Consider the following 18,818-nt stretch of genomic DNA (forward strand, 5'->3'; position numbering starts at 1 on the left):
AGCGCCTTTCCCCAGTCTTTTCAATTATTTATTGCTCTGCTTACAAGCTTACAGAGACAATGGGAAACTCAGGTGAAGAAAACGGGTCTTCCAGGGACCTTCGCTATTCTCACAAGAGTTGGAAACAGGCTGTAATTTCGTAATATTGTAAGCGCTATCGCCAAGTACTTGATATGTTTTGTTATTGCGCTTACAAAGTTTGCGGGACAAATCGCGGCGATTACGAAATCCGGGCATCGGGCCGCCATTTCCGCGAAAGCGGTGACTTAGTGAAGCACGGCGATGAAGGTAATCCCGGCCTCGGCTGCAGCGCGAATAATCGCCGCTCTCAATTCCTCGGGCTCAGCATTGCCCTGCACGACGTCAAGACAGATCTTGATCGCCGCAAGAAATTCCTCCCCGTCATCCGAGGGGAATTCCTTCATGAGCGCATTGGCGGCTCCAATGGCCGTTCGCACGGACAGAAGCCTATCCGGATCGTGAAACATCAGGATCACAGGATCGAATTCGATTGGGGTGTCCCATTCCATGACACAATACTCCCGATGGGATGGCGTATTGTTAACTGTGCAAGAGGCGTGCCAGGGGAGGCGCTATCCAGCGGTACATTTGCTCTCGGCCCGATGTCGTGGCGTCAATCTGAACGCGGCCGACAACGTCTTCCCCGTCACGGCCGCTGCAATCCCATGCCTTCTTCCGGCAAGATTTCACGTCATTTGTACTTCGGTTGATATTCGTGACGGATCTTGTCCGCGGGCGCTGGAACCTAAGTCTTCATCCCGAGTTAAACGCCGGACCGTGCGGCCGGGGGACCTAATAGCCCTGACCCCACTAAAGTCGGCTGTGCGGTCCGCCTGCCATCAATCGCTCTCAGCCAGTCGTCGTCCGCCGTTCGGTTTTTGATGGTCCGGCTCCCCGCTCTCCGTTGACACTGCAGAGTACGCCATGAATTCTATGTTTCGAGCTATTGCTGCGGGGTGAGCGTGATGAGCAGAGTTCGGATATTTATGACCGCTGGCTTGGTTATCGGCTTGGCCATCCTGGCTTCATCATGCACGACACACCGAAGCTCAAACAGCGCCGATTTCCAATATCAGCCTGGGCATTCGAGGAACCCGGCGTGCAGCCAGGGCTTTAGACCGACCAATGCTTTATCCTGCGGGTATTGAGCTGCGGCGTTGACAAGTTTGCGCGATGGTTTCCAGCTTATTCCAGCCCCGTCTAGCGGCGGGGTAGGAATTCGTGTGGGAAATCGGCCGCACAAATTCCACAACGTATTGTTTTTCTTTCGGAATTCAGAGGGAAGTCTCACGCTTGCCATCAACGCGAAACAATTGAGTTGTTTTTTAGAGAAATTTCGCCCGCGAGCTCCTGGTTTAGAGAAACCAGCTTGGCATCAGCCTGAAACCAAATGCCTCAGCTTGCCATCAGTGGAAAACGGGTTGAACAGTCGACTCAACGGCGTCAGATATCAGCGTCCATCAGTGCGCGCACTCCGTCAAGCGTGATGACCGCTACCCGCTGCTGTCTCGGGAAGGAGGCGAGCAATCTCGCGACGGTATCGGCGCGGTCGCCAGGCGGCAGAGGTTTTCCACTTCCTCGATCAGGACTTCATCGACGCCGACGAAGACCTCTCGATGGCGCAGGACGACTTGAACCGGATGTCGCGAAATCTGCCGTTCCTACGGGAGGTTAGGCCGTTGTCGAAGAAATCGAATCCATACGGGATGAGATGTCGGATGAAGCGCGGGTCTTCTTCGGATGGCGGCCGTACGCGGCGAAGTGGGCGTTCCCGAATCCTGTATGGAGCGAGTTGCGGACGGCGTTCCAGGAGGGCAGGTACGATGTCGACAGGACAGCTTCACCCTGTCCGACGTTTTGTCCATGATACCTGTGGTGAGGCGTGCAATCGCCGAACGGGCCCGCCGCTTTGCAGAGGCTATCGTTCGGAACGGCGAGCTAGACCCTTGCCAGAAAGGCAGTCATTCGATTGAAAGTTTGAAGCTTGAACTTTTGAGATGCCATTTCATCGAATCTAAAGACCAGGCTATCGAGCGTATAGCTTGCGCGTCGAAGCCATGCATCATCGATGACGACCCGACCCATGCTGGAAATTTCCAGAGGAACATCAACGCCCTTCGTTCTCGACATGAAGACGTCGTTCGCGATGCAATCGTTATGCGCGATCAGGTTTCGAACTTCGGATGCCACCATTGTGGTTGCGAACACCTCCTCGCTCGGGAAGATATCGATACCGGTGCGAGAAAGAATGAATCTACGGAGTTCCGACAGAGGCTTGTATGAAAGTTCGTGTACCTTCTTCTCGACGATGTGCCACACGAGATCCTGGTAGTTTCCGACCTCGATGATCGTCGCGACATCCACAGTGCCCTCGGACTTTAGCATCTCCGGCCGAGCGATAAAGACATCCCTCAGTATGGTCGTTAGGTAAAGGTCGAAAGACTCGATGGCTCTGGACAGCATGATCTGGTTCATGAATGCGCCATGTCGACTTGGCTCGTATCGCAGAAGTTTCAGCGCTTTGTCACCCTCGTCCTCGTCGGTGACTGGGATTCGTCGTCGGAGTTCGGCAGACGTTTTGACGAACCCGTAGTAGAAGGCAACGAACTCGCGAAGCTCCATGATCCTGGCCATGTACGTCAGGCATGGTTCCGTAAGCTGATCCGGCGGTTGCCTGAACCCTTCGCTCGTCGAGTCGACTTCGCCACCTTCACCCATTGTCACACCAGGGTGAGGACGACGTTGTTGACCAGATCGGTGATGACGTCGTCGGCCTGAGACTGTTGAATGGTCACTTGCGAAGGGTGAGCCGCCATGTTTCTCTTCTTCAACTTTTCCCGAAGAATTTCGGTGGTGTTCTTCGAGATCAACGACGCCGTCTGACAGATGTCGACGATCTCGGCCTCCTTCAGTTCCTCGAAATGCTCGATGGATGAGATCGAGATGCCGGTCTTCTTGGGGAAGCGTCGATTGATGGCGGCATTGAAGTCCGAAAGGCGGGTCCCATCGGCAAGTATCCACCGCAGAAGATGATCAAAGGCAAGATTCCAAGACATAACGATGCAGGCGCGAAACGCCTCAGCCCGGTAGCATGCGAGCGCTTCACGAAGGAATGTGCGTTCCGCAATGTCGGGTACACGGTCAGGAAGGTCGGACAGAAGTTTGCTGACCTGCACTACGGTCTGATGCGCGCCGTACTTCTTGTCCAGATCGACGCGCACGTTGCGCGGCAGCAGATATCTGCTGCGCTCCTTAAGGAGTTCCGGCGGCTTTGCTGCGGCCATGCGTGGGAGGTACACCGAAACGTCGGGTGCCGTCAGATGGAGTTGCTTGAAGCAGGCCCTGATGGATCCATTGTCGAATGATGGCAGTCCTTTATGGACATGGATGTACCATCCGAAGACCTTTATCTTGTCCTTCGGCGATAGGGTGTCGAACCCCTCGACCTGTTGCACGAAGTCGATGAGGAGCATCAGTCTCCGCCCGAAAGCAGCGTCTCCACCTCGGCGATGCCGAGGTGATTGATAGCGTAGTGCCCTTTCTCGGGCGTGGTCATGTACTTAGCGGCCTTGAGGTCTCGTAGGGTCTGTGAAAAATCCGGAATGTTGACAGACCATTTGAGTGTCCTGAACCCGGTGTAAATGTGAGCCGCAGTCACTGCATCGATCGAGCGGTGTTCCTTAAACCACGCAGCAATCAGGAGATAGCGCTTAAAGTTGCTTTTGGGGTTAGTACCCTGCACATAACTTGCGAGCGAAACGTCCGACGTCATGTCGAGATCAAGAACGTCTGGAGCGGGCTTGGCGGCGCGCTGCACTTTGGGCCGCGGTGCTCGTACGGGCGCCTCGATCTCCACGACCTCGGCTTCTTCCACGTCGTCGTCCGCATCCATCTCAGCCTCTCTGGCGACCGCCTTCACGCTTGGACCAGAAATGCGCTGGGTAGTGGCGGGAGCGGACGTCTTCAGGGCGTTTTGAATCGCCTGGGTGATCTGCCCGATGTCTCCGTCGGCGATCTCCGCTTCGACCATTACGAAGCGTATCTTAGAGCTGCCGCCGGTCTTTCCTGTCGTGCTCTTGGCCATGCAATTCCCGCTAGATTAATTGAGGCGAATCACTGCAACCAAGTTATCTGGTTCTGCCCGATTCAGAGCATCTCGAATCCTTTGGTTTTCGACATATTCCACAGGATTCAACGCACACTCCGAGATGTTTTAGGGCGCTCGGCTGTGTTTGGCTTACAGCAGGCCTGCATTCGGACGAAGGAATCTCGTCTAGCTCTACTTTTACATCGTGATTCTTCGCCTACACTTTGCCCTCGTCCTCAGAACCTCAGAAGGACTTGGGCGGTCTATGCGACGCCGCCGAAGTATAAACTTCAGAGCCATGCATGAGCGACATGGCCGTAACGTCGTTTTCAAGGATTGCGTCGCATTTGGCATGCAAAATATCAAAGCGAGACCCGGAGTCGCCAGATCAACGCGAATCCATTAACCGGTTGATTATAAACGATATTAGAGAAGACGCTGATTTCAGCCCGGTTCGATGTCGCGTGGCCGTTTTACGCTGATGCCAAGCCGATTTGGCGCATATGCCAAGCCATTTCGCAAGGATGGCAAGAGTGAGAGGAAGTGGCGCGCCGGACAGGATGAAAATGAGAACTCTTATGTCATTGTTTGTGCTATCTAATTTTATTCTGGCTACAAACTCTGACTAAAGAGGTCCGCCCCGGTTCAGGTATAGCTTCTACATTCGGATCTTACCCGTTCGGAGCCCTGAGCGCGGCCGCTCTACTCCTGCTCAAAGCCAACGTCGCTGACATCGAGTTTGAGGTCCCGGAGATTGGCACGAACCACATCAACGACGTCCTGCGGATACCCTGTCGACGATGAGCCTTCAATCTCAAGTGTAATCTTGAGAGATGAGCCGGCTTGCCTTGTTAACTCAAAGAGAATCTCCTTCGCAATAGCTGCTACCTGTAGTCCTGCCTTGTCGGGATCAAGCGCAACCGAGCCATAGAACCTCTTTGGCTGTTTGTGCCCGTCTACAGTCCCTGGCCGAGATTCCCCTAGAGTTTCCGCCTCAATATTCCTCGCACCATTCCCGCTGCTTATTGTGTCTGTCGACGGCTCGCGGACAGGCAGCGCCTTCCTCCAAACAAGCAGTCCTGCGGCGGTAGAAGCCCCTAGAGCCGAACTCCATTGTGTCACTCCAACGTAGCTTCCATCTACTTCATTGAAGCCCTTAGCGAAGGCGACAGGAGCCTCGATTTTACCTAGAAGTTTCTCAATTGAGAGCGTCAAAGTGGCATCATCGCGTAGGCGGGAAAGGTAGACGTAGGATGCAAACCAGTCGAGTAAGGTAGCCACCTGAACGTGCGGCGTCTCCTCGCCCCAAACTTTGCGCAGGTCTGCCAGCAGGGTGTCTGGTCCCAGGTCGTCAACAATCACGCCGGCTGCTTTGAGCTTGTCATACACTACCTGTGGAATGGGCTTGCCGGGCGCCCGGTTAACCACCGACGAATGCTCGAGACTGAACCCGGAAGCTGCGCCTGTCCCGTTAGCGGTGTCCTTTGATGCGGCAGGATAAATCACATGTGACCATGTGCTCCGGACACGCTGCGCGAGTCCTTCGGCTGCTTGCTTCATTCGCGAAGTAGCATCATCGAATTGTGCCTTAGTGAGTCCTTCCGCCATCGCTTCGTCCTGCACGATGGAGTGCCAGGCGAGATACTTTCGCGCAATTTCTCGGCAGGATTCGAGGCCACTGTCGTCCGCAGCAACAAAAATTATGGAGTTCCGATACCGACGCTGCCCCGAGCCACGCCGCTGTATGGTCTCCGTTGCAATTCGTTCCGCAGCGCTGAGGTCATCGGTACGTAGAGCATGGCTATAGGCAGGCGGGAGGATAGTCAGCGCAACCGCGCGTCCATCTTCGATATCCAGCGGGTTTTCGGGTGCCACGTGGACACGATGGAACCCGCCTTTATGGGCCTGCTCCTTGCGCAGGATTGAGATGATTTCGCCATCAGCATCCTCTGCCGAAACATCCTTTGCTCGTTCATCAGCAATACGGTTGAGGGTAGGCTGCGTTGAGAACCAGTACCGGTCCCCCTCGCGGTAGAGATAGGCCGAGCGCTCTGAAAGCTCTCGAAGCGCGTCGCCAAAGATAGAAATCTGATCCCCAGGCTGCGCGCATGCTAGCCGCAGTGCTGGGCCTGTCAGCCCGCCCCGCGTGGAACCCATATGCGGCGCCGTCGCGAGAAACACAGCACGCGCGGCGCGGGTTGCTGCAATCACGTCGCCAAACCTTTTTCGGGTCGCCTCCATCTTAGCCGGCAAAGCCATCGACCCATCGACCTCTGCCTGCACGATGGGCCCGTACGATTTGTCCAAAGGCTCTAGGATCGCCGTACGGACTTTGTCCTCGGACAGCGGCAGCAGGGCTAAGGTGATCATCGGTGCCGTGCTTTGTGCCCGCCAAAGTGCGTAAATGGCGTTTGCCATGATCTTGAGGATGCCGCGGGTCCGCTGAAACTTCTCCAGCGTCGACCAGTCCTCCGAGAAACGTTTAAGCACTTCAGGGTGGATCGGATAGGCCCGCTTCATTTCTTCGCGATAGGGAGCCTCGCGAGTTTCTGGAGGAAAATCAGCTGGGTTATCTCGGTACATTTTGCTGAATGCCTGTATCGTGGCATCCCGCGCTTTCTCGCCATCATCGTCCAGACTCTGGAACAGGCGGCGGCGCACGATCTCGAAGGTTTCAGTGCCGCTTGCCGGTGTCCACGCTGACTGCACGCGGCCAAACAGCTTCTCAAGGCGGCGCAGCGCATCAACACCGCGCTGGTCACCTACTTCCATGTCAGATTCGGGCAGTGACCCGATTACCATGGCCCCCGGTACCGACGCAGCAGCTTCGGTCAGGGACTGAATGAATGCATGGAAGGCTTCGTATTCCTCGCCGCGAAGCTGTTTTGCGAACGCCACGACTTCGTCCAGCAGGATCAAGCAGGGCGAGGCCTGTTCGAGGATTGATACCAGTCGCTCAGAGCCCGGGTTGGTGCGATGATTTTCCGAGTCCGCGATAAGATCAACAGCCTTCCAACCTCCTAGACAGTAGGCGATGTATCCCCAAGCGGTTCGCACTTGTCGCCCGTCACTGGAGTGCATGACCTCGCTCGGCCCCTTGTGAGTGCCGACGAACACAGCCCTTTTTACCTCTGGCAATGTTCCGACGCCCGCCGCGTCGAAAATCGACTTCATGCCATGAAGTGTCTCGGGCGCATATTTGGCAGCGCGCGCTCCGGCGAGATGGTAGAGCGCAAGCATGGTATGGGTTTTGCCGCCGCCGAAATTCGTCTGAAGTCCGATTACGGGATCACCGCCCTTCTTCGCGAAGCGTTCTGCAGCAGACCGCAGCACGCGGCTGAGGCCTTCGGTCAAGTAAGTGATGCGATAGAATGCTAATGGGTCCGTGTACTCTTCTGAGCCAATCCCCTGATCAACGTGCGCAAGATTTGCTGCAAACTCCGCATCGGTAAAACGAGCCTCCAAAACGTCGGGGTGGGGCTGCGCAACTTCCCGCCAAGGCTGCAACTTGTCAGACATCGGCGGCTCTTCGAGCCGCGTTTCTTCCTGCGCGATTTGCTTCGCGGCCGCAGGGTTGGCCGACTTCTGCCGCTCATAGAGCTGGTCGACGATCTTCACCTGCGGCTTAGCGCCAACCGCTTCCAGAAGTTCACGAATAGCATCCAAATAGCGCAAGGCCTCACGGTCCTGCATCAGGCCGTCAAAGTGCGAGGACGAGTTACGAGCATCTAGCGCGAGCGAAACATAGCTGCGCGCCTTGCGGACGCGCGCATCGTGCCGGAAAACCTCGCTATAGTTGTCGAGGATGGTTTTGAGCAGCGCATAGACATCCAGTTCACCTCTCGCATCGCCACCGGCCGCACGGCTGGCGAATTGTCGCCAGTTTGCGCCGTGACGCTGCTTCATCTGGTCCGCGACATAGGGTGATAGCCCCATACGGAGAGCTTCCAGCGCTGCATCGACGTTTTGTTTCGCCCCAAATGCGTTCGTCATCATTTCCCCCTAGAGGTCCAACACGGCCTGGGCCGGCCCGCGTTCGCCCTCAAATTCAAGTGCCGCTTCTTCAAGGTGAGGGAACTCTTCGGCGAGGAGGTTGTAGACCTGCGCTTCCTGAGCCCATCCCTTCTTTTCACAAATGTCGTAGAGGCGGTAAGCAAGCGTCCTGGCCGCTTGCGCATCCTCAGGATTCATCGCCGCTACAAGCCGCGCTGCGGAAGCCTCGCTTCCATCCTTTGCCTCAAGGATACGGATCAAGTGCTGTGCGCATTCCCAATGGGTCAAACGCTTATCATTTGCCGGATTCCAGTTGGTGGGAAGTTCGCTACGCTTCAAAAGTCGAGCAATCCCGCCCTTCGCATAAAAGACTCCAGCCTGCTCTAGGTCAGCTAGTCCGAGGCTGTAGGCATTTGCCATTCCGATGGCGTCTCCGGACTTGCCATCAGATACTCCAAAGGCCTGAAACCAATCGACGCAAAAGCGAGTCTCAGGATCGTAGTGTGCATCCTCCTCGCCCAGAATCTCTTCTCTCACTTCGTTGATGAGAGCAATCGCCGTCCGTACCGTCATTTCGGAATCATCTGGCTCCAATACTTTTGCATATCCAGTGAATATGCCCATCCCTGGGCCAAGCGCTGATTGCGCCATATCCACCGGCCCCACTCCGGCCTCTTTAATCTTCTCTAGGGCGTCCGGCATTTCTCGCTTCAAGCGCGCTGCGAACTCTCGACGCGTTGCCACTGCCGCTGTTGGGAGTCGCTTACGGCAAACAAGCACAATAGACGACGCAAGCGCGTTGGCCGAATTCGAATTCATTCGGACTTCACCTTCTGACCGTACCGGCCAAGTACCATCCACTGCGAAACCGGCGTCAAAAACAGCTTGAAGGAACGTAGCCCAACCCGGCGATGTAAGTCCTTCCTCAGCTGCCTCAGACTGTTTGAAGGCGTAGTAGATCGAAACGGGCACTGAAGGATGCGCTATCGCAAACAAATTTGCCAACGCCCTTCTCATCCCGTGAAGGAAAAACTCTTCGGCTTGTTGCTGCCCGCCATGACGATAAGCTGTGGCAACCAGTTCCTCATCCTTAGGTGTGATCATACGGCGGAATAGCTCTGGCCAGACGTCACGAAGTGATCGGCGCAGCCAAAGATAGAAATAATCTGACAAGTCTGAGTATGCAACGTTGTCGTAGTAAGGCGGGTCGGTTGAGATAACGACGCCCTCGCTAAACGGCACTAATCCGTTTGCAGCATTGGCATTTACGATTCTACCCTCAGCCTCTCCTGAGCAAGCAGCAACACAAGCAGCAACGACATTGGTACATGTGTTGATATCACCACTCGACTTCCCAAAAATGTTCGGCTCCGCAAAGTCCCACGTCATCGGCAATGCTTGACGGTTAAAGGCGGACCGTATGGCACTATCTTTTGAAAGCCAGGTTGACTGGGTTGATCCGTAAGCGACCATTCTGTCAACAATGAACGCCATGTATGTCGCTATCGCATCCGCATACGCGCTTGCACCTGTTCCGCCCTTCTCTAGAGGCGTGCCATCATCCATACCGCTTGCCAGGGCATCTTGCCTGACACTCTCTCTGATCGTCGAAACCGCGTCAGAAATTGACGTGAGTGCGAATACTTGTCGGGACGTAAAGAGTTTGCCGAAAGTATCTATTCCATAACCGAAGCAAGTTCCTCCGGTTAATCGTTCGGGCGTCGGAACATTCAGGAATCCATTCCTGGCTTCTGAAACAATCGCCTCTTTGTCGGCGCCAGCAGCAATTAGCTCTTGATCGACCTGTGGGCTCAAGAAGATGCGTGCGCGGGCATCGTCTGCGACGATCGCCATTAGACGCTGACCAAGCCTTCCAGCCTTTCCTTCCGCTTTGATGTAGTCGCCTGTTATCAACGATCCGGTCAGAACACAGGAGAAGTTTGAACCTCGACCGGCCGCCTTGGTGCCTTCCATTGCCACCTGGCGGCGCTCGGCACTCTCTAGTACGCCAGTACGCACCTCAAACTTCCAACCACCGACGGCATCGGAATCACGCACTACCTCAACCCACGCTTCTTTGCCGCTTTTTGCCGAGAGGATAAATGTCGATGCAAGCGGGACGTGCGCTCCTTTCGCTTGGGGATCGGGCGAAGCGACTGTTCGAGCCCAAATCCACGCCACAGCGGTTATCTCTCGGCCGTCCGTAAGCTGAACCAGCGGATAGAGGTGGCTTAACCTTTGCTCGGCTTCGAGACGCAATAGCTGGCCATAATGCCGAATGTCTTCTGCTAAGCCATCGCTGCCTTTCCACTTGCGGTGTCGGTCGAAATTTGGATGAACAGGCAGCCTATTCGAGAATATTGAGGGTATCTCGATCAACGATTTCGAGATCAGAACTGGAACCGGATTCAGGTCGGAGCCAAACGCGCGCAACCCAAGGCGTTGCGCTTCAAGAGGTATCGAGCCACCACCACTGAACGGGTCATAAACCGGCGGCGCCTTTTCCTGCAGATAGGAGAGGACCGCGCCGGCATCCGCTTTTGACGGAGGCTCCTCACCTAGGCCCCAAGCGACCGAGCGCGCGATTTCCCACCTCGCTGCTCCCATAACATGCTGGTTGTTGGATGAGTCCCAAGGAACTATTGACTCGATTATCTTATGGAGGCGCTCCCGTTCGACTTTTTGCTCCGCTTCAGATGGAAACCGATCAGGCCATGACGAGGGATCATCTACAAGCTGTGCAAATATCACCGCGCGGCATGTCGCCAACGGCCTCTGGGCCCACCATTTATGAATAGAGGTGGGGTAGCCTTTAGGCGCCTTCTTCTTCTGGCGCAACGCTTCCGGATTTATGTATTCCAGAGGCAGCGCGACCTCGATTAGTTTTTTTCTATGAGCTTTGGTCATGATTATAGACTATCCGGTATGTTGCAGGATGAAGGGTAAGCCCGCCCTGTTCGAGCAACGCCCTTAGGCGTGCGCCAGAAACCTCAAGCGGGTTGCCCTCCGAGTCTGAAAGGACAAGTGCGTAAGTGCCTGGATACTGATCAATCAAGGACCAGACATCTGCCTCAAGCTGGAGCGGCTCCTGTTCAAGACAGTGGTCTTTAGGCCAATAGTAGCGCTGGATGTCCCCCGACGCGCTGCGGCTTTCCCAAGGAAAGCGCGAGTCATGCGCACGGGTGATCCACCCGCCATTCGGGTGGAAATATCGATCCTCCCCGTCCTTCTTGTAGCCTTGGGATTTCGCAAAACGCTCCATGATCTCAAGCTTCCTCGGCTTGGGAATGGAATGTGCATGGACAAATGAGTTCTGCGGAGGCGCCACCGGATCGGGCTCATCCTCGATGTCGTGGTTATTGGAGGTGCTGGCCGCTTCAGGGATGAATGGCTCCAGTTCGTCGAAGGGCCGTTCTGTCAGTCCTTCGGGCTCTTCCACTGAGGAGGTAGCGTCCTCCGGCGAGAAGCTATCCGAGGCCCGCTGGACCTCGCCTGTCTCATAAGCAGCCGGTGCCGACAGATTGAAGTTTTCAGCGAGGTATTCCCGCACATCCCTGGCAGGTCGCTCAAAACTGTAATCGAGCGCGGCTCTAATATCGGCACGGCCAAACTGACGCGCAATTTCTTCGGGCACGCGGCGCGCCAAACGCGCCTTCGGCAGCTCATCAACGTACAGAACGTTGTCCAGCCATAAGACATCAGCGCGCCGCGGCAACCCAGCCGGTACACCCTTCAGATAGGGGATTATTTCGAGAGCGGGTGCGGATTGCCATGTTGTCAGGGCAAGGCGTTTAGCGAGCGCTGCCAATCTCAGGGCATCACTCTCAGAGTCAAAAACCGCTCGGCTGAGCTCTGAGCCCAGGACAGCGATCCACTCCTTGATGACTGGTTTCGCGGACTGCTGAGGCTGCTTGTGAAACTGCTCTTCGATATGAGCGGATAGTGACGGCACCGCCGAGAACGGCAACTCGTTCGTTGTAGCAGCCGGAAGCTTGATCATGTCCGCCGTCTGCTGCTTCACCCAAGGATGAAGGTTGGTCCACGGAATAAGAGACTGCATGGTTATGCTGTAAGAAAGCCTGTCGGCCGGAACCCATTCACCAGCCAGATTCAGCCAATGCCCGCACTCCTCCCAGATTCGCTGCGGGTAGCGGGTAAGAAGTGCACGAACCCGGCGTCCGTCATCAGCAGAAAGTTGTTGTCCTGACGGGAGGCCTTTCAGCCAATCGATCGCGAGCTCAGCTGTCGGCCGCTGGACTCCGAGCCGGGGCCAGAGTGCGAGATCGGCCAGGGAGCTGCGAATGACCGCAGCGGCAGGCACGTCCTCCTCATCGGAGAGTAAGAAGATGCTGTCGACCGTCTCCCACGTCGCGCCTTCCGAGAGGATCAATCGCTCTTGAGAAAGCGCTTTCTTAATCTCCTGAAAGTCAGCGGTGGTGCACGTTCCCACCATCTGGTCGAGGCGGCGGTAGCATTTCTCAACATCGGTAATCGGTGCTTTTTGGACTTGGGCGTATACCCGCAAGCGATCAAGCAGACTGGTCGGCCCGAGAGGCTGGTGGCGGACGCCGAGCAAATCCATCACGGGTCGAGACGCTTCTCTGTCAAGAAGCGCATTCACAAATGGCTCGATGTCGAGAAGGCTTTCCGTTTCAGGAGTACGGCGTAAAAGCTCCGCCGGCTTACGATGCACATTGTGGGTGTCCGGAAGACAGGCGCGTTCCCCCAAGCGGCGCGCCCAGTTCGGTGCCAGGTCTTCATAAATAATGGAGCGCTCGGTGCCTGTTGTCGCGACTTGCTTTAGCCGCGCTGATTTTGCACTGCTCCAGTAGCTTTCGCGCTGAATGAGAAGCCGCTCCACAATCCGGCCCCAGATGCCAAGATCGCCCTTCTCTGCCGCCTCCCAATGTTGCCAGAAGGACTCTTTGAAGTCCCAATCTTCAACGACAAAAGAACTGGTCTTATAGTGATAGGTGATATCGCCTTTGTAACCTCGCTTGGCGGCTTCTTGCTGAACGTTCTGACGCCCATAGATCGTCTTGCGGGTTTGCGTGAGCGGAATGAACGTGAGCAATCGCGCATTGCCATGCGACACCCAACGAAGCCAGTCTTCCTTGGAACAGGACTCAAATTTCTCGGTGTAATCGCCATGAAGGATGACGGCATCCCACTGGTTCTCCGGAATGAGCTCCTGAAGCCAGCCATCCTCGTCAAAATAGAGCGGGCTAGTCAGCGGATGGATCGTCCGGCCGCGTGACACGAAGCGGAAAGCGTCGCCAGCGGATGCACCAAGCTTGGCTGCGATCTGTGCAAGACGGACGCAATCAGCGAGAGTGACCTGCTTTTGGGCGAAGAACTCGGCAGCAACGCGGTTTATGACAGCATCAGCGTTGCTTGTATCATCGAGGCCGATTTTCTTAAGGACCGCATATGCGCCTGCTGTGTGCTTCTTGAGCTCCTCAGCGTCGCCGCTTTCAGCCTGGCGACGCTGATCTGCGAGGTAGCGTACCCAATTCTGATTTACGGCGGTGAGATGCCCGGAAAGGAATTGCCAATCAGAATCGGACTGAAGCAGCTTCTTCTCGCCGAGCCGTACCACCTCGTTTGCGGCATAAAGAACATCTTGCCCCTGAACGGGCACAATGCGCAGAGCGTCCGGAGCTGAAAAATAATAGCCTGCGACCTCGGGAGCGACGTAGGCCCAAAGAGTCAGCAGCTTGCGCCAGGACTCAGGCTTGGGCAAATGTCGCCGCCTGAGCACATCAAGCAGCACCTTCTTGTCGACCTTCTCGACAAAATTCCAGCGAACCAGCTTTTCCTTGTCCTGCGTCGCAATGTCATGCGCGAGAATGGGGCGATGATCATCATCAAGGAATTCTGCCGCCTGCTGTGCTGACCAGATATCAAGCACGATGTCAGGAATGATAATTCCCTCACCAGCCCGGACGACCTCACCCGTTTCGGTCAAAAGTATTGCTTGGTCTTCGACAGCGTCGGCAAATGTTTCTTCGACGATGGCGCCGCAGATTCCGCCGAGAGAAGAATCCTTTCGATCAACATCTGGCAACAGACCATAGGCGGCAACCCGTTCAACGATTTTGGTTTCTTTTTGAGCAAGCCAGGCCGTCATGACCGCAGCGGCGAGCTTGCCGGCACGCTCAAGAAGCCATCGATTGGTGGCCGAGATTGCCGGGTCCTTGATATCATTGCGATCGGGCTTAGCGATGAACGGTGCATTGCAGGCAAACGGCAACTGTGTCTTGACCCCGGCGGGAAGTACGACAAAAAGCCGGCCCTCCACCCCAAGCACCAGCTCAACTTTGCTCGCAGGAAAATCAGCCTGTTCGTCCGCCGATAGAGTGCGCTCTTCGCGTATTTCAGCCAGGGCTTCTTCAGGGAATGGGACGGCTTCCGAGCGAACAATCAGGACGGGCTTGTCTTCACTTCCATGCATCCCCATCCATTCAGTGCGCTCGACGGGGCCTGGACCCAGGCTGCCCCAATGGATGGCGCGGCCGTTGATTTCGATCCGCCGCAGATTTCTGAAGAACAGCAAGGAAACCGGACTGGAGAGCCACTCCTCCAAATTGCGCTCAAGCTCATGCTGGCGATGCTGGTCACTGATCGCAACGCTTATGCAGGTCTTTCCGTCTTGCCGTGTACCGGCAGGTGACCAGCACGGCTCAGTGAAGCGCTTCCTCAGGAAATCCACCGAGAGACTGGGGGTAGCGAGCTCAACGCGGTCGCCAAGGCTGAAGGTGCTTTTGAAGCCTATTCCCCGAAATCCGATCGTATGCAGTGAGCGCTTGCTGGAGTAGCCGAAGCGGCAGAGCGAGGCGAAATGTTCGTCCGAAAAATCTTCACCGTTGTGCTCAAAAGAGAATACGCCGTTCTCGATCCGAACCTTGGCTTCGGACGCAAACGCGTCGTCAGCGTTTTGCAGGAGCTCGGACAGGACATGACGTGGGCTCTGGACTTGCCTGAATAGCTGATGCCATGGACCTGCGAGCTCCGGGTCCCGCTCAAGCTGATCCCATCTGTTCGCGGCTTTGCTCCTGATCTCCTCGAAATATCCGGGTTTCACTGTTAACACGGAGTCTCCCCCGCGTTGATGATCTTGCTGAGACTAATGATGCGCGAAACTTCCGCGAACCCCGGTTCTGGACCGAAAAGCCCTGTGGGGCGGCGCACATAAACTGGTTGCCGCGCAAATCCGGCTTCCACCTGTACAACGGCTAGAACGTAGGCATCCTCGGCATTGTAAGCCGTTAGCATCTCATTGCGCGTGATGGTGATTGTGTCTGCTGCCTCGTGTCGCCCCTTCACTTCAATGAAGTGAAGCTTTCCACCTTCCGGCTCGCGACTTTCGATGTCGTAACCTCGATTTTCGGAGCAGACATCCGTAGGTATGCGGCCAAGCTTGCGTTCGCTTTCCATGACGGCGTCCATCGCAAGCCTCTCGATGCGCTCGCGATCCTCCGCCATGCCGTTCGGAGGAATTTGCGTTCCCTCGGTTTGCTTAAGCAGCCAGCCTATGGGAACGATTAATGCGGCACCCTGGATTTCGGGCGGCAGAGGAGCGATCGCGCGTTCCTTCGCAAGGTCGATGAGACGCTTCTCAAGACGGTCCGTAAGAAGGTCAACGTGACGGCGGGCGTTCTGTGAATTGAGCCGCTGCTGGCGTCCCGCCTGTTCTTCCCGTTCGAGCTCTAGGGCACGGTGCTGCCAATGCAGTATCTCCCGGCGCAGCCGCTCCTTGACTGCAACCTCGGTCCTTTCGATCTCATAGACACGCCGCGCCCGGACCTCTTCGAGGTGGCGTGGGACGAGTTCGGATATCGCATAGCCGCGTGCCGCATCTTCGATAAGCGTGCCCTGCGCTATCAGCTGCGTGTTTTCGCTGGTTCCCGCGTTGAGAATGCGCTCTTCAACCAGTTTTCGCTCGCTGTCATGGGGCGGTCTGAAGTCGAGATAGGGAGCCGCGCCGCCATCATGCACCTGTAATTTCGCGTCGATGAACACGAACTGCAGACGCTGCGATATCAAGCGCGGCCTGCCGTTCGCGGCCATCCGTCCATCTTTGATATCGTGCTGAAGATAGATAAGCGTGCGGCAGTCAGTGCCCATGTCGCTTTCATCGACGAGGACCGCTCCTTGGGTGAGGAGGTTCCGGTACCGCTCCATCGTCAGGTCAATCACGGAATCAAGCAGTGGATGCCCCGGCGCCACGAGTGCCGCTTGGTGTTTGCCGGGGATATCGGCCTTGTCAAAACAAACACGCTCATAGCGGGGCAGAACAGGATCACCGCGCCCGATCTGCCTATCCCTATCTCTTAGGATTGCCGGCACGCGCGTGATTTCGTAGCGCCCGGATTCCCGAGGACGCATCACGCCGCCAGAGAGTGCGAATGCTTCCTCGAAGAATGATCTTACATAGCGTGGCTGCAGCCGTCGCGCCTCTGCCCGTTCCATGTCCTCGCGCAGGGCATTGATGGTTGCCGCATCCAGCCCTTCCTTGGTCAGCTTGTTGCGGGCCACAAGCTCTTCAATGCGCTTCCTGTCTACTGCGCCGTCTATAGCTTCGAACAAACGCGCCTTCACGTCAGGCCGCTCGCCGTAGCGGATCGCTTCCATGAACATTTCACGAAGGGCGCGGGCTTCGAACAATTCGCCGAGCACGTCGTAGACCTTACCGCCCAGCGTTTCGCGCGCCGTCTCAAGCTTTTCGAGAAGGCGGGCATAAACCTGCCCCTCGCGCGTCTCACCGGCTATGAGATTCCACAAGTGACAAACCTCGGTTTGTCCGATGCGGTGGATGCGTCCGAACCGCTGTTCAAGGCGGTTGGGATTCCACGGCAGGTCGTAGTTGACCATCAAGTGGGCGCCGCGTTGAAGGTTCACACCTTCACCGGCAGCATCATTGGCTATTAAAAACCGGACAGTGGGATCGTCATTGAATGAGGCGATTGCTGCTCTGCGGCGATCGCGAGGGATTCCGCCATGGATAACCGCGACACTCTCTTCTTCACCTGTGCGCGCGCGGATGCGGGCACTAAGGTATTCGAGCGTGTCGCGGGATTCCGTGAATATGACGAGCTTGCGGCGAACGTCGTTCGCGGGGTCGAAGACAAGCGGGTCATCTAGTATTTGATCAAGCTCGCGCCATTTGCTGTCTTCGCCCGACTTGCGCAGAACGCGGGCCAGCGATTCAAGCTCCTTGAGCGCTATGATTTCCGCTTCGAGCTCTGCGATGGTTCGAGCAGCCGTAGCCTGATCAACAACCTGCTCCTCTAGGTCCTCGACCTCATCCTCTGGCGCTTCTTCAAGGTCGTCCTCGTTCCAAGCCGGAAGCGCCTCCCTTTCAGAAAGCTTTTCAGCACCGTCGCGCCCCCGCTTGAGAAGCTTCTCCTCCTCAAGCCGCGCCTCTAGCCGGGCAAGGCGGCGCCGCAGCGACTCGTGGATAGCAGCCGGTGACGACGCAAGGCGGCGCTGCAAAATCTGCAACGCAAAACCGACGGTGTTTCGCCTGCGCTCCCCGCCTTCTTGTATCTGATCAGCCCGGTTCATTTCCTCGCGGACGTACCGGGTCACCCCTTCGTAAAGAGCAGCTTCTTTGTCCGAGAGACGGTAGGAAATCGTGTAGGCCTTCCGCTCAGGAAAAAGAGGAGTTCCATCGAAGCGGCGCAGTTCTTCTTTGGTCAGGCGCCGCATCATGTCAGAGACATCGACTTTGCGGGCACCTTCCCGGAACTTCCCCTGGAAGCGGTCGGCGTCCAGCAGTCCCATGAACAGCTGGAAATCGGCTTCCTTTCCGTTGTGAGGGGTAGCGGACATAAGCAGAAAATGCCTTGCCAGTTCACCCAGCATTTGCCCGAGCTGATAGCGCTTGGTGTATTTGGCTTCGTTGCCAAAGAAGCTAGCCGACATCCGATGCGCCTCATCGCAGATGATGAGGTCCCACATCGGCGCGGCTTTGAGCTTGGCCTGGAGCTCTTCAGAACGCGCGATCATGTCTAGCCGTGCGATAAGGCGTTGCTTCTCCCCGAATGAGTTTCCAGAGGCGGCCGCTTCCAGTTGGTCGCGTGTCAAAATGTCAAATGTCAGATGAAATTTGTCTCTGAGTTCGTCCTGCCACTGCTCAACCAGGCTGCCCGGCGCGACAATCAGGCAGCGCTCAAGATCGCCCCGTATCAGGAGCTCTTTTATCAAGAGACCCGCCATGATGGTTTTTCCCGCGCCGGGGTCGTCAGCAAGGAGATATCGCAAGGGCTGGCGCGGCAGCATTTCACCGTAGACAGCGGTGAGCTGGTGCGGGAGCGCGTCGATCTGTGACGAGCGCACGGCAAGGAACGGATCAAACAAATGTGCCAGGCGGATTCGCAATGCTTCCGAAGCCAGGCGCATCAGATGGCCATCACCATCAAAGGCGAAGCGGCGAGTCTCAGCCTCTCGCTCAAGCGTTGCTTCAGACGAGCGAAACAGAATGGTTTGCTCGACGCCGCCGCCGTTAGCCTTGAACGTAACTTCCACGGCGTCCGCGCCGTATGATCGGGCTGCTATGATCTCGACGATCTCGCCAGCAAGGATGCCCTTTATCCGGGCGCCCGGTATGATCTCTTCGAGGTGCATTGCTTATCTGACCTTCTTCGTGGCGCGACCGTTCGTTGCTTCGGATCGCCGCGAAGCCTGCAGCGGGAGGCCGCTCTCGCCACGATGT

At 56.3% G+C, this 18,818-nt stretch carries 8 protein-coding genes; all 8 read right to left on the reverse strand.

All coding sequences use genetic code 11. The features are described from left to right. Window positions 1–266 precede the first annotated feature (266 nt). The 8 genes from EV281_RS12815 to EV281_RS12855 all read right to left on the reverse strand — a co-directional run bounded on the left by EV281_RS12815 (window position 267) and on the right by EV281_RS12855 (window position 18,730). A complete protein-coding gene (locus EV281_RS12815) occupies window positions 267–530 on the reverse strand; it encodes a DUF982 domain-containing protein (RefSeq protein ID WP_132653479.1) in 264 nt (87 codons plus the stop codon). Between the two features lie 1,429 nt (window positions 531–1,959). Beyond that, window positions 1,960–2,739 (reverse strand): hypothetical protein, encoded by a 780-nt coding sequence (locus tag EV281_RS12825; RefSeq protein WP_132653481.1) that lies wholly within the window; start codon window positions 2,737–2,739, stop codon window positions 1,960–1,962. A gap of 2 nt (window positions 2,740–2,741) precedes the next feature. Continuing rightward, entirely contained in the window at window positions 2,742–3,476 is a 735-nt protein-coding gene (locus EV281_RS12830) for a hypothetical protein (protein ID WP_132653482.1), read from the reverse strand. 17 nt (window positions 3,477–3,493) lie between these two features. After that, window positions 3,494–4,105: a hypothetical protein gene (locus EV281_RS12835; RefSeq protein ID WP_132653483.1), complete on the reverse strand. Its 612-nt coding sequence runs from the start codon at window positions 4,103–4,105 to the stop codon at window positions 3,494–3,496. Window positions 4,106–4,810: 705 nt separating this feature from the next. Next, a complete protein-coding gene (locus EV281_RS12840; protein WP_132653484.1) occupies window positions 4,811–8,104 on the reverse strand; it encodes a DUF499 domain-containing protein in 3,294 nt (1,097 codons plus the stop codon). Window positions 8,105–8,110: 6 nt separating this feature from the next. Continuing rightward, on the reverse strand, window positions 8,111–11,008 hold the full coding sequence (locus EV281_RS12845) for a DUF1156 domain-containing protein (RefSeq protein ID WP_132653485.1): 2,898 nt from the start codon (window positions 11,006–11,008) through the stop codon (window positions 8,111–8,113). After that, complete coding sequence (locus tag EV281_RS12850) at window positions 10,992–15,194, reverse strand: ATPase (RefSeq protein WP_132653486.1); 4,203 nt, start codon at window positions 15,192–15,194, stop codon at window positions 10,992–10,994. Before EV281_RS12850 ends, EV281_RS12845 begins: the two co-directional genes overlap by 17 nt. Continuing rightward, the gene (locus EV281_RS12855; RefSeq protein ID WP_132653487.1) at window positions 15,188–18,730 is read right to left on the reverse strand and encodes a helicase-related protein; all 3,543 of its coding nucleotides are present in this window, start codon (window positions 18,728–18,730) and stop codon (window positions 15,188–15,190) included. Before EV281_RS12855 ends, EV281_RS12850 begins: the two co-directional genes overlap by 7 nt. Window positions 18,731–18,818 lie beyond the last annotated feature (88 nt).

Origin of the sequence: Rhizobium sp. BK418, from assembly GCF_004341105.1 — a bacterium.
Classification (GTDB): Bacteria; Pseudomonadota; Alphaproteobacteria; order Rhizobiales; family Rhizobiaceae; genus Rhizobium.

What these genes read in the sequence shown, in the direction of transcription:
- EV281_RS12815 (WP_132653479.1), bottom strand. Translation starts at nt 530, where the DNA reads ATGGAATGGGACACCCCAATCGAATTCGATCCTGTGATCCTGATGTTT.
- EV281_RS12825 (WP_132653481.1), bottom strand. Translation starts at nt 2,739, where the DNA reads ATGGGTGAAGGTGGCGAAGTCGACTCGACGAGCGAAGGGTTCAGGCAA.
- EV281_RS12855 (WP_132653487.1), bottom strand. Translation starts at nt 18,730, where the DNA reads ATGCACCTCGAAGAGATCATACCGGGCGCCCGGATAAAGGGCATCCTT.
- EV281_RS12845 (WP_132653485.1), bottom strand. Translation starts at nt 11,008, where the DNA reads ATGACCAAAGCTCATAGAAAAAAACTAATCGAGGTCGCGCTGCCTCTG.
- EV281_RS12840 (WP_132653484.1), bottom strand. Translation starts at nt 8,104, where the DNA reads ATGATGACGAACGCATTTGGGGCGAAACAAAACGTCGATGCAGCGCTG.
- EV281_RS12835 (WP_132653483.1), bottom strand. Translation starts at nt 4,105, where the DNA reads ATGGCCAAGAGCACGACAGGAAAGACCGGCGGCAGCTCTAAGATACGC.